This window comes from Sphingobacterium sp. Mn56C, from assembly GCF_049319645.1.
GTDB lineage: Bacteria > Bacteroidota > Bacteroidia > Sphingobacteriales > Sphingobacteriaceae > Sphingobacterium.
Map to the genome: position 1 here is coordinate 987,917 of NZ_JBMOUC010000001.1, position 12,263 is coordinate 1,000,179.

Sequence of the window (12,263 nt, forward strand, 5' to 3'; positions counted from 1 at the left end):
AATGATGTAGTCTGTCTGCGGATTTTAGCGCTCCATAAGAAACTCGGTAAGGTTTTTTTCGGTAGATAAGCCCAGTTTTTTACGTAATCTGTAGCGTCGGATTTCTACGCCGCGTGTGGTTATATGGAGCAAGGAAGCGATTTCTTTGCTCGACATATTCAGCCTCAAATAGGCACAAAGCTTCAAGTCGTTGGGAACAAGATCGGGATAATCTGCCTTGAGTTTCTTAAAAAAACTTTCGTGCGATTCATTAAAACTTTCTTCAAAAATATCCCAATCCCGGTTATCGTTATGCGCTTTCTCAATTAAGTTATGGATTTTATGAAGCTCCTCGTTGCTTAATCTATTCCCATCGGCGTCTTTTAATTCTTTAAGCTGATTATGCAGGTTGTTTAGCATTTCATTTTTATAAATCATATGCGTCGCCATATTCGCTAACTCCCGTTTTTTATTATCGAGTTCTTTTTCTAATTGCTGGTTTTTTAAACGTATTAATTGCTGTTCATTTTCTACTGTCTCCCGTGTTATCGCAATTTTTTGCTGCTGTAGCAGCTTTCTTTTCAACAGAAATTGTTTTTTCGCCTGCCAGCCGCGCAGCCATAAATAGGCTCCAAACAACAGCAGCCCCAAACCGATGGTATACAACACGAACATCAGCGGCTGCGCATACCAAGGCGTCTGAATATGAATATGGAGCTGTGATACCTGTGAAACCTGCCCATCGGAAAGACGGGCACGTACCTGAAAGTTATAGGTGCCGAAGGGTAAATTGGTATAATCTTTAAACGTTTCGGGGCTCCATACAGACCAATCCTGGGTGTAGCCGACGAGTTTATATTGATATTGGATTTGCGGATCAGCATAGTAGGGGAGTGAAAAGGCTATGCGTACATTGTTATCCTTATACGGCACCTGCAGGATATCTCCAGTAAGGGTAGCGTTGAAATCCGACAAGTTTAGTACCCTACTAATTTCAGGTTTCGGAATGACGGCTTTGGCTTCATGTTGGCTATTGTAAATCGCAAAACCATTATCCAGTCCAATCAGGTACAGCCCATTGCCCAGCGATAAGCTATTTTCATACCCATGTATAGTCTTATGCGACAGCGGAAGCAAAGCACTACTATCCATGCTTAATTTTCCATTGGGCAAAAAATTAACCGCTGCCCATTTTGCCTTACTCGCAAAAATATACTTGTGCTCGGCAAGCTTAAGGATTTTATGCGCATACTTAAAACCCTGCAGTTGGCTATTCAAGTCATGGGGAAGGGTAAATTTTTTCAGCAAGGGGTCGAATACATAAAGACCTGCCTCACTGCTAAATACTGTACTATGCTCTACCGTAGATACAGCAGAGAATTTAGGAAGAGATGGTATGGTATTGGTATTCATTAAAACCTTTAATGCACTAAAATCTGGCGTTAACTCCACCAAATAATAACCGCTACCGTTGCCCAGCCAAAACTGATTGCTACCCACTTGATTTAGATAAGATATAGGTTTTCTTATCTCTTCAAATTGTTTACTATGCATTAGTTTTTCACCTTTAAGAAAGCTACTTAAGCCGGTATAATTTCCTTGAAGCACCCGGTTTTGTGTAGGCACCGGATAAAAGAAGTACCCACCCGTATGGGCAGCTATTTTTTCGAATAGATCATCTTGAACATAAAAAGTACCGGCATTATGACCGCAATACAACTTGCCATCAATAACCGCCAACGACCAAACCTGGCCGCTCGATCCGGGCACCTGTTTAAATTGAAAGGGCCTAAAAGCGCCGTTTGGCGTAAACGGACTATAAAATAGTCCCTGGTTAGTACCTATATACAAGGAATTGCCGTAAATTGCCGCCGCATACACCGAGCCTATATGTCCGGAAAAGTCGGTATAATAATTCAAGGGCGTATTAAGATCAATCCGATCGATACCATTATCCAAACCCACCCATAAATTGTTTTGTTTATCCGTGGCAATGGCCAGTACCGTATTGTTCTGTAAGCCATTATTTTTGTTGATATGCTGTATCAGTTCACCGCGATCATTAATAATCAACAGCCCATTGCGGATGGTGCCAAAGGCATATTGATGCCCTGATAAAGCCAAGCCATTATTAATCTGATACGCCCGGAAGAGGGCATTTGCAGGGATATCCCAAACCGACACATCGCCATGCGCATCCATGAGGTACAACCCATGTTGTGCCGTTGCGACGATGGTCTGTCCATCCTTATACGGCAGCATAGCCAGAATATTTTTGTTTTTTAAAGTATGCTTACTCTTTATGGGTAATAACTGCTGCCTAATCAGTTTATGTAAGCCAGAGGGAATCTGTTCAAAATAAAGCGAATTATGCGAAACATGCGGAAACAAGAACGGTTCACCATTTGCTTTTAGAATGGATATTTTACCCGCCTTATATACATAACATTTGGAAAAAGCATGAAAATAAATGGCATTATCATAAGCCAAAATCTTCCATATTTCGTCGTTATCTAAAGTCTTAGGATTGTCCAACAGGGGTTTTAAGCTGTTATACGTCAACTGTCCCATGGGTTTACGCTCCCAATACCCGAAATCCTCATTTCCCCCCGTAAAAATACGATCATCATCGGCAACCAACACAGATCGCAGTATTCCTTTTGTCGGAAGTTTATGGAGGGTCCAGTAACTACCATCGTAGCTCAATAAACCTTCGGTATTGGCGCTATACAGCAGGCCATTTTTACTAAACGATAAGGCCCAGTTTTGGTTGCCTGCAGCATACAAAGATTTTGGATACTGCTGCACATGTGGCGTGCCTATAGGTGTAATCTGTTGTGCCCAAGTACTTAAACTTACCAAAAAATAAAGCAGAACCAAAGTGACGGTCTTCGTGTTATACATAATTTATGCTTCCCTTAGCGATTATATAGCCTACCCAAAAAATGATGGTCAGTAACTAACCTTTAGCAAGGTGGTTTATACTGTTTGCCCGTGAAAATACTAAAATTCAGCTAATAATGCAATGTTAAACGGGCAATTACCGAGGTTGATAGTCCCGTAATTTGTGGGTTAATGCAGCGATTTTAGGTGTAAAAAACATGGCGTCCATTATTGAATCGATTTAAATAAATTCATATGATTTTTTATACCTGGTATATCCGAAATATCGAATACCTGCTATGCAAAAGTTATCCCCCCAAAAAACAGCATAAGCGTACGCTAGAAATGCCAAAAAAAAGCCAAAAGAAGGCCCAAAAAGCAAAAATTATCTACGAAGCAGGAATAAAGTGGGGTAGTCAAGGTTAAGACCTAAAAAACAAAGCTGCAACCTTTTCAAAAGGTGCAGCTTTGCTACTATTCAACGATCGGGTTTCTACGCTCTCTATTTTTCGGGCGTACTTTCTTTTTACCCCATTTTCTATTGTACCAAATTATAAAACCCGTAACCGGCAGGGAAGCCCCAATTAAAGAAATAAGGGAAGCTAATATTTTAGTCCATATACCGCCAATAGAACCCACATGAATATCAAAGTTAGCGGCAAAGACCTTTTGACCGAAATTCTGCGGTGGTTGGTTTTCATTCCTACCCATAGGTTTTAGCGTGCGCGTGTCGTAAATATAAGATATCGCCCCATACTGTCCATCCTCATAAGGTCGCAGCTGTAGATTTATAGGCCCATTTTTTTGCTGAGGGTAAAAAATGTATAAAGCCTCATAGCCAGCTGCCAAATACGCGTCGTAATGTTTTTTAAAGAGTATATCGTCCGCATCCACAACCGGCATACCATCCTGGTTATTGTCCTTTATATTTTGTCGCACGGGTTTTTCTATAGTTTTTCCCGCGGTAATAACAAAGTGGTAACCCTCCCGAAACCAAGTAAAGGAATAATAAAGCCCCGTTACTGTTAATATTATGGCAAAAAAAGCCGCATAAAAACCCAGCACATTATGGAGATCAAGGTTAACACGTTTCCAGTTTGCCGACCATTTAATCTTAAAACTTTTATCGCGGGTAGATTTATTCCATTTTTTAGGGTACCACCACACTAAACCCGTAATTAGCAACAGCAAGAACACCAAACAATTTGTGCCGACAAAAGGACTACCAATATGTCGAGGCATCCAAAAAAAACGATGTCCCGCACGTAAAAAGTCTATAAAATCTTGCGTGACACTCTGTTTGTCGCGGTGCAATATCACCCGACCATCATAAGGATTAAAGTAGAATTGTTTGGCAGGAGCGCGCAGCGAGTCGCTATAATTTAGCACAATACTTTTATGGCCGGCTCTATAGAATATCGAGTTTATATGGCCCATATCCTTATCATCCTTCCTTAGATAGGCCAGCGCATTTTCGCGCAGTATTGCCGGCGTAACGTAGGCCTTATCTTGCTTTTCTACTTGATTACCTTTTTCAAAGTAATAGGTTATTTCATAGCGGAAGGTCCATATCGCTGCCGTTAAGCAAACCACAAATACCACCACAGAACTGATAAGCCCTAACCATAGGTGCAACCAATTGTTGACACGACGAACTATAGATTGTTTATTTTTACGCATGTTAGTAGTAAGCAAGAGCAGCCAGCCAGCAGGCGCTGCCCTTACTATTTAGAATATCACGTCTTATTTAACCTTTAAAAGTACATTCACCTGATCTACATTATTGATCTTAACACCCCTTTTTACCGTGTTGCTGTTACTATTATACTGGTAAATATTAAAGTTGCCATCTAAGTCCTTCGTGTTTACACCGAAATAAACCGTATTTGTGGTTAAGTCGGCCAACACATTCGGCGCTGTAGATAAGCTTTTCGACAAGGGGATGTCAAGCTTCGTAACCTTTTCCGTAGCCAGGTCTACCACATGATACTCCTGAACATTTGCAAAGCCATAATTTGCCCACTCTTTAACCAACTCCTGTCTGATTCGGCGTACCACTAATTTACCATTTCCGGCATATGCGCCGCCAAAGGTATTATCGCCATTCAGCTTCTCCGAGATGTTCAAGAAATACCCTTCATCCAGTTTTTTAGACCCTTTTTTAAATCTATACAAGCCCGTAGGTTTATCCCAGTTGCCCCCACTAAGCTCTATCGTTGCCGTTATGGCATACAAATCGTCGTTATACACAAAAGTCTTTAAGACACCATTACGTTCATTTCCGGCCCATGACGAGCGGCTATCCTCGCTATACACCACATTGTCCATTGCCGGGTAGTCGTACACCGCGAAATTTGCGGTTCCACTTAGGGAGTTTGTTTTACCCGGAAACTTCTGCGACGCAACTTTCTCCAAGTACGGATACCCAAAACTCACATAACATTTATTATCCTTGACCACCATAAACCCGATGTATGGGGCACTAAAACCAGCTTTTGCTGGAGCGGTAATTTTTCCTTGTTTATGAATCGTCATGCTACGCACATCGACCACCTTATAATCACCCGATAGCGAATAAATCAAAAGGTTATTCGCATCCACCCAGCAGTGCCCAAAGCGGAAGCTATTTTCTAGCGTAAAAGGGATAGCTTTTACCAATTCCAGTTTTTGGTTTTTGTAGGCATACTGTGAAAGTGTGTTGGTATTATTGATATACGCATAGTAAAAGCCATCCCCATAAATAAAACTCATAAAATTGGGGGTCTGCGTGGTAACATTGGCGCCATTACCTAAAAAAGAAATCGCGCCAGTTGTTAAGTTTGAAGTTTCAAACAAGTACGATCCCGCAGGCGATAAAATCTCGGCACCCACAGCAAAGACCGATTCCCCTGTTATGGTTTCACTATCGATATTGCTGCCTTTATCTTTGCTACACCCTGTAAATGATAAGGTTAATCCCAAAAGGGCTATAGACCATAATACGGGTTTTCTAGGTGTTTTTTTTGAACTTTGTATTACTTTCATGATAAATCTAATTATTAGTATTGTTAAGGTTTTTGTTTATAAAGTAGCGGAATTTAACGTTAAATGAGGTGCCCGGTTTTTGAAGGCGGAAGCTATCGTACAATAGGCGGTTCGTCAGGTTAGGGCTTTCAGCAGCAATATTATAACGGCCATTTTTGAAACTATAACTTAACCCTAAGTTTTGAATAAATTGCGTAGGGATTTGATTTAACGAGTTTTTGCTGCCCCAAGCCTCCCAGGTTAGGTAAAACCAATGCACATACTGTGTTGTCCAATCGAGCTGTATGCGGCTATCTTTGCCCAGCAGGTTATCCTTTCCAGCAGAAATCAATACATTACCAAAAAGCCAGGGCTGGTTAGGGATCACATTTTTGTAGGTCGCAGACTCCGTCGCTGTGTTATAAATATAGCGTTGGTTCTGTATCGATTTTTGGTAGCTTACATTCGCATTTACCTCAAAAATTGCGCCCTGCTTAAACTGTAATTCCGTTTCGAAGCCATACACATTTACCTTACGTTCGTTTAAGTATTTAGAAGAGTTGTTGCCCCAGGGGATAGCGTAAATAAGATCAGTTGCCTTACGGTAAAAACTACCTACATCGACTCTAACGATACTTTTGTCGGAAATTTGAATTTGATGGTCAACGCCTATGTTGAGGTTATGGCTACGTTCAGGGCGCAGGTCATAATTCGCCACAATCGTTACACCATTACCCAAAACCTCCTCCTGTTCGGGTAAACGGTATGCGTGCTCATACGACAAGCGTACAGCGGTTTGCGGCAGCACCTTATAGCGATTGGCAAGGCCTACACCAAAGTTATGGTACTGTTTGTCCATATTCTGGATTTCATAATGGTCGGTTACCAAGATCTGTCTATTGCCTAAGCCCACATTAAAGGCATAATATTTCGTAAATAAGGTACTGTTTAAGCGGTGGTCGAAAAACTCTCCACGAAGGGATAAACCCAATATCTGCTTCTTTAAGTTTGCCGGATCGTAGGGCGTAGTGCGCAGTAATTCGGACGATTCCTGGCGCGACTTGCTAAAGTTATAATTTAAGGCTACGTGTAAGGTGCTGGTCAGCGCATAATCCATATTGGCTCGAACCAGGTAGAAATGGTTATCGTATTGCCTGATGGATATTGGCGATCCTTTGGACAACTCGCCGTGGCTATTTCCGGAGGAAGCGATTGTACCATCCCACCAATACGTATTGCTGGAAGTATCCACAATTTTGTACTTGTCGATACCCAAGTTTCCGATAATATTTACAGATAAACCATCGACAAATAAATTTTGCTTTTCATACTGTAAAGAGGGCATAATAAAATTCCCTTTGCGGTGCACGCCGCCATAGACGATATTTTGGTTAGCACCCGTTTGAAACTCCTTATAATGCGTGTTATACAGCAAGCCGATGCCAAAGCGATCGGCCCATGTTTTGTCTATAAGGGCGATTTTCCCCTGTAACATAGCCGACTCAAATCTGTCGTTAAAGCGCTTGACACTTTTCTCTTCAAAACCACCATTTCCATCTGGAACACTGATGGTAGCTTCATATTTTGGGTTGCTATGCATCCAGTAATTATTCTTGGAATAATTGTAAAAGCCATTTACGTTGACAAGGATACCCGTATTACGGTCTACAAACTGACTATTCAAAGCCGCGCGGTGTGTGGCAAAAGAGCCTAGACTATAACTGGCATCCAGGTAACCATCTTTACTTTTTTGTGTAACCATATTTACACCACCACCCAGCGCATCTGCTCCTAAATTTATGGGCACCACACCTTTGAATACCTCCACGCGGTCGGCAAGGTTAACCGGGATATTATTGAACTGCATACCAACGCCAAAGTTTTCCATAGGGATACCATCCATAAAGAAGCGTACAGCACGGCCGGAGAGACCATTGATCGAAAAGTTGAAGTCGGAACCTAAGCCACCACTTTCCCGGATACGTATCCCGGCAGAAGTATTTAACACTTGGTTTATATCCTTGCTGCTATTGGCGTAAGCCTTCAATCCAATAGCATTCATTTGGAAACCGCTGGCTTTAAGGCGCTGCACATCCTTCTGTCCGACGACCGTTACCTGGTCTAACTGATTGCCGGAAATAGGCAGAACCACTGCCGCAAGCGAAACAGAATGCTGTTTTAAACTGCTACGTAGCTGTATAGTTTGAAAGCCTATACTTTGAAAGGTAAGGTTATAATCTCCGCTTTGCAGGTTGTCAAAAAAATAGTGCCCATCGTTATCGGTTATGACTTTCTTATCGCCAGGCTTAAGCGTTACCGTGACATGGCTTAAAGGCTGTTCCCTGCTGTCCAAAACCTTTCCTTGCAAGGTACCACGCCAATTGTCGACCTCCTTGACACGAAAAATAATCTTTTCGGCATTTTCTTTTAATTCGACAATACGCTGGTCCATAAGTTCGTCCAGTATACTGCGAATAGGGGTGTGGCTATAGCTCTTATTTATTCTTTTGTTTTTATCAACCTGACTGCTATTGTAAGAAAATGAACGGTTTATTTCATTTTCCAACTGCTTTAATGCATTTGGTATGCTGGTATTCTGAAAGGAAATAGAGATCCTCTTCGTTAATATGCCACTTTGTGCAAAGCCCTTCGATGCGGGCAAAATTAGGGCAATAAACAGTATGATCAGCACAAAGGCTGTGCTAATTTTAGTATATTTGTTCAATTTAATCGTTTTAAGGTTAAAGTAATTAAAACATCCTGGTGTAATGGTTTCGCAGTCTTCACATCAGGATGTTCCTCCGTTATAAACGCAAGTAATTTTTGTATCAGCTCCTGTTTTTTATCATATATCGCTCCGTTTTAAGGGTTTATTTATAAAATTTCACCTGTTTGTCCGCTAAGCTGTACTTGCAATGCATCACAAAAGCAAGCTCGTCTAAAAGCTCCTTGAGCTTCAGCACTTTAAAGGATCCGCTATACCGCTGGTTAGCAAGCTTGTCGTCGGCTATGTTTACCGTATAATCAAATCTACGTTCAATAATTTTTGCAATTTCCTTTAGACTTACATTTTCCAAATTTATACCACCATCTTTCCATAAACTAGTTAAAGGAGCCTTTCCCTGTGCACGCCGTAAAACGCCCGTTTGCGGGTTTAATGTAGCGCCCTCGCCCGCCTGTAAGATAAGGCACTGCTTAGCAGCTTTTAAGGAAGCGAAGGAAACGCGACCTTCCTGAATATCCAGTTCCGTTACTTCATGGCGGTAAGCTTTAAGGTTAAACTCGGTACCTAATACCGTCACCTTTCCCTCGTCGGATATAATCGTAAAGGGCCGATTTTTATCTTTTGCAACTTTAAAATAGGCTTCGCCCTCCAGGTACACAATCCGTGTAGAATCCGTAAACTTTATCGGAACGCGTAGTTCCGATGCGGCATTCATAATAACTTCTGTGCCATCCTCCAGTTTTATCTTCGCTTTTTTACCATTTTCTGTATGGTATACATTGCTGGGAGATAGTTTAGTATCAACCGCTGCTGAAGGTATACTTTTGTTGAGCTGTCCGTAGATTAGGAAGCCTAAGGTGCATAATACTGCCGCGGCAACACCGAAATTAGCATATCGCCTAGTAAAGCTGTATTTTTTATTTTTTATACCATCTGGAAGGGTTAAGAACTCTTCATCCGGGGCAGGCTTTAAGCTTTCTTCAGGCCATTCGTCACTGTCACTACATAGCCATTCCTCGACCAGCAAGCGTTCCTGAGCATTGCAATGGCCAGCATGGTATTTTTCGAGTAATGATTTGTCAACCTTCATATGCTGTGTATATAGGTAAGTACATAAATAAATAGTTCACCCTAAAAAAAAGTTTATTTTTTCTAGGGCATGGATATAGGTTAATACATTAAAATTTCTTTTTTAAGAAAAGGAGAGAGTGTTTGATATGGTACTCAACAGTTTTTGTAGACACCTTTAAGCGAGAAGCGATCTCCTGGTTTTTTAATCCGTCCTCCCGGCTTAACTGAAAAATAGTTCTCCTCTTACTGGGTAGCGTTTTAATCCTATCTTCGATCTGTTGCAATGTTTCTTTGAAAACCAATTGGTCGATTGGGGATGTTGGACCAGGCAAAGTATCATTGGTGTCGATCGAAGCTTGCATACAGGGCGTACGCTTAGCCTGTTCCTCGATAAAGCGAAATATCGCATACTTTATAGCACGTAACAGGTAATGCTCTACAGAGCTTTGAATCTGAACGACATAACGCCGTTCCCATAAATTTACAAAAATCTTTTGTACGAGTTCTTGCGCATTATCTCTGTCATGTAGGTAGCTATATGCCACACGATACATTTTTTTTGCATACAATGTATAAAGTGTCGTAAATCCTTTTTCTGTTTGCCAATCTAATTCCGTATGCGACATTTCCCTAAAAATCAATTCCTAATATGAAGTGCAAATATATATTTATTTAGATTGTTTCCAAATAAACAGTCTATCAAATTTCTACTTAATTTCAACAGCGCAGCTGTGAGGTGCTACGCAGCTTTTTAGGCATTAAATTGGATATGCAGGAGGTAAACGGTAGTTATTTATTAGGAGGATACATAGGTTGTGGTAGGATAGTTTTGGATTTAATAGATACCTTTGGTTTAGAAATTTTTACTTATGGAAATCGAACAGTTAAAACAACAGATGGCTTTTATTCAGGAGATTGATAAGGTCAAGTATATTCAACGTAAAACAAGTTTGTTTCATAGCAACAGACGGGAAAATGATGCCGAGCATAGTTGGCACCTGGCCATGATGACACTGGTATTGGCGGAGCATGCAAATACCCCATTAGATGTATTAAAAGTTCTTAGCATGGTGCTTATCCATGATATTGTGGAGATTGATGCGGGCGATACATTTCTGTACGACAGCACAAAGAACCACGATAATACTCAAGAGGAGCGGGCGGCAGCGCAACGTATCTTCGGTTTGCTGCCACCGCAGCAGGCAGAACGCTTTATCGCTATCTGGGAGGAGTTTGAAGCCGGAAAAACGGAGGAGGCTAAATTTGCTAGGGCGATGGATCGGTTGGAGCCTATTTTGCAGAATGTATCCAACGCTGGCGGTACTTGGCGTCAGTTTGATGTGCCTTACCATAAGGTTGTCGAGAAAAAGATAAAAATTAAAGAAGGTTCGGAGCAGCTGTGGGATTATGCTAAGGAGCTGCTGGATGCTAGTGTTGCAGCGGGTAACTTAAAAAAGGAGGAATAGCCGCGTATCGATTGTTTAACTCCGTGCATAAGCAGCATAATACCACAGGGTTAGTTGGGTATTTTGCTGGTGCGCAGGAAGGATTATCATGCTGAACTATGCTTGCGTAACAGGTTTTGGCTGTTAATAAATGCATCTTTATGTTACAGTTAACCGAAATAACTATAGCGATAAATACCGGTTAAAAGAAGCGTGTAATACGGAGCGCCACCAAGGCGTAAATCCGGTGCTTAATACAGGCTGCCCATATGGGAAAAGATAGCCGAAAAAAATTATATAATCTAGCATTTGATCCTGCTAGCTATATTTAATTTCAAAAAAAATAACATTTTTGTTTATTATATGTACCTATAATACCTCCTTTTTTGGTATGTAAACAAAACAATTTTTCGATAGAGCAGTACAAAATTTTATAGATAGTGCTTGTGTAAAATCCTTATTAATAAACCGAGAAAAAGTTGCGATTTATAAAATATTTTATATATTCGTTAATAGTTCGATACATATTTGCTTTAACTCAGCCTTAAATATATCGGATGAATTCATGTATCATTTAACCTAAAATTATGAATCGTGAGGAAAAGGTGTTTCAGCAATTTTACAGACCATTATGTCATTTTTCTTGGAAAATTGTTGGCGATTCTACAATCGCCGAGGATGTAGTACAAGATGCCTTTATTGATTTTTTTAAAGTTCCTGCACGCCTGGATGGGGAAGAGGTGCGTATAAAAGGATTTCTGTACACGGCGGTTCGTTTTGCAAGTCTTAATTACCTGAGACGTGAAAAGATAAAACAAAAATATTGGTCGATGACCTCCTTTACGGAAGAAGATGGCGAAAGTATGGAAATGCATTTTACCCACAGCCAGGTTCTTGCGGAGATTTACCGTATTATGGAAACCATGCCCTTCTCCTGTCAACAGATTTTTAGGATGGGTTACCTTGAAGGTCTATCGAATATGGAAATTGTTGCACAATTAAAAATTAGCGTCAATACGGTGAAAACACAAAAACAACGCGGTTTAAAGTTTCTAATGCAAAGACTAGATCCGGAGTTTATTCCCCTAATTATTTTTTTATTAAAATAGTTTTATCTTTTTGTCACCCCTTTGACAGTGTTATGTTTCTTAAGTATA

The 12,263-nt window shown here is 40.7% G+C and carries 8 protein-coding genes; 2 read left to right on the plus strand and 6 right to left on the minus strand.

From position 1 onward, the window contains the following. Positions 1–24 precede the first annotated feature (24 nt). From ACL9RF_RS04210 to ACL9RF_RS04235, 6 genes are all read right to left on the minus strand, one after another. Positions 25–2,883 carry a triple tyrosine motif-containing protein gene (locus ACL9RF_RS04210; RefSeq protein ID WP_422799341.1) on the minus strand — a complete coding sequence of 953 codons (2,859 nt, stop codon included), beginning with the start codon at positions 2,881–2,883 and terminating at the stop codon, positions 25–27. A 453-nt stretch (positions 2,884–3,336) separates the two neighbouring features. Further along, positions 3,337–4,542 (minus strand): PepSY-associated TM helix domain-containing protein, encoded by a 1,206-nt coding sequence (locus ACL9RF_RS04215; RefSeq protein WP_422799342.1) that lies wholly within the window; start codon positions 4,540–4,542, stop codon positions 3,337–3,339. Positions 4,543–4,605: 63 nt separating this feature from the next. Further along, positions 4,606–5,886, minus strand: a complete 1,281-nt coding sequence (locus ACL9RF_RS04220; protein WP_422799343.1) for a hypothetical protein — start codon at positions 5,884–5,886, stop codon at positions 4,606–4,608. Between the two features lie 7 nt (positions 5,887–5,893). Next, complete coding sequence (locus tag ACL9RF_RS04225; protein WP_422799344.1) at positions 5,894–8,590, minus strand: carboxypeptidase-like regulatory domain-containing protein; 2,697 nt, start codon at positions 8,588–8,590, stop codon at positions 5,894–5,896. Positions 8,591–8,735: 145 nt separating this feature from the next. Further along, positions 8,736–9,680 carry a FecR family protein gene (locus ACL9RF_RS04230; protein ID WP_422799345.1) on the minus strand — a complete coding sequence of 315 codons (945 nt, stop codon included), beginning with the start codon at positions 9,678–9,680 and terminating at the stop codon, positions 8,736–8,738. Between the two features lie 88 nt (positions 9,681–9,768). Further along, positions 9,769–10,287 carry an RNA polymerase sigma-70 factor gene (locus ACL9RF_RS04235; RefSeq protein ID WP_422799346.1) on the minus strand — a complete coding sequence of 173 codons (519 nt, stop codon included), beginning with the start codon at positions 10,285–10,287 and terminating at the stop codon, positions 9,769–9,771. 243 nt (positions 10,288–10,530) lie between these two features. On the opposite strand from ACL9RF_RS04235, the gene ACL9RF_RS04240 reads away from it, so the two are divergent. Next, complete coding sequence (locus ACL9RF_RS04240; protein WP_422799347.1) at positions 10,531–11,127, plus strand: HD domain-containing protein; 597 nt, start codon at positions 10,531–10,533, stop codon at positions 11,125–11,127. A 566-nt stretch (positions 11,128–11,693) separates the two neighbouring features. Next, positions 11,694–12,215 carry an RNA polymerase sigma-70 factor gene (locus ACL9RF_RS04245; protein WP_422799348.1) on the plus strand — a complete coding sequence of 174 codons (522 nt, stop codon included), beginning with the start codon at positions 11,694–11,696 and terminating at the stop codon, positions 12,213–12,215. The last annotated feature ends 48 nt before the right edge of the window (positions 12,216–12,263 follow it).

What these genes read in the sequence shown, in the direction of transcription:
- ACL9RF_RS04210 (WP_422799341.1), bottom strand. Translation starts at nt 2,883, where the DNA reads ATGTATAACACGAAGACCGTCACTTTGGTTCTGCTTTATTTTTTGGTA.
- ACL9RF_RS04215 (WP_422799342.1), bottom strand. Translation starts at nt 4,542, where the DNA reads ATGCGTAAAAATAAACAATCTATAGTTCGTCGTGTCAACAATTGGTTG.
- ACL9RF_RS04220 (WP_422799343.1), bottom strand. Translation starts at nt 5,886, where the DNA reads ATGAAAGTAATACAAAGTTCAAAAAAAACACCTAGAAAACCCGTATTA.
- ACL9RF_RS04230 (WP_422799345.1), bottom strand. Translation starts at nt 9,680, where the DNA reads ATGAAGGTTGACAAATCATTACTCGAAAAATACCATGCTGGCCATTGC.
- ACL9RF_RS04235 (WP_422799346.1), bottom strand. Translation starts at nt 10,287, where the DNA reads ATGTCGCATACGGAATTAGATTGGCAAACAGAAAAAGGATTTACGACA.
- ACL9RF_RS04240 (WP_422799347.1), top strand. Translation starts at nt 10,531, where the DNA reads ATGGAAATCGAACAGTTAAAACAACAGATGGCTTTTATTCAGGAGATT.
- ACL9RF_RS04245 (WP_422799348.1), top strand. Translation starts at nt 11,694, where the DNA reads ATGAATCGTGAGGAAAAGGTGTTTCAGCAATTTTACAGACCATTATGT.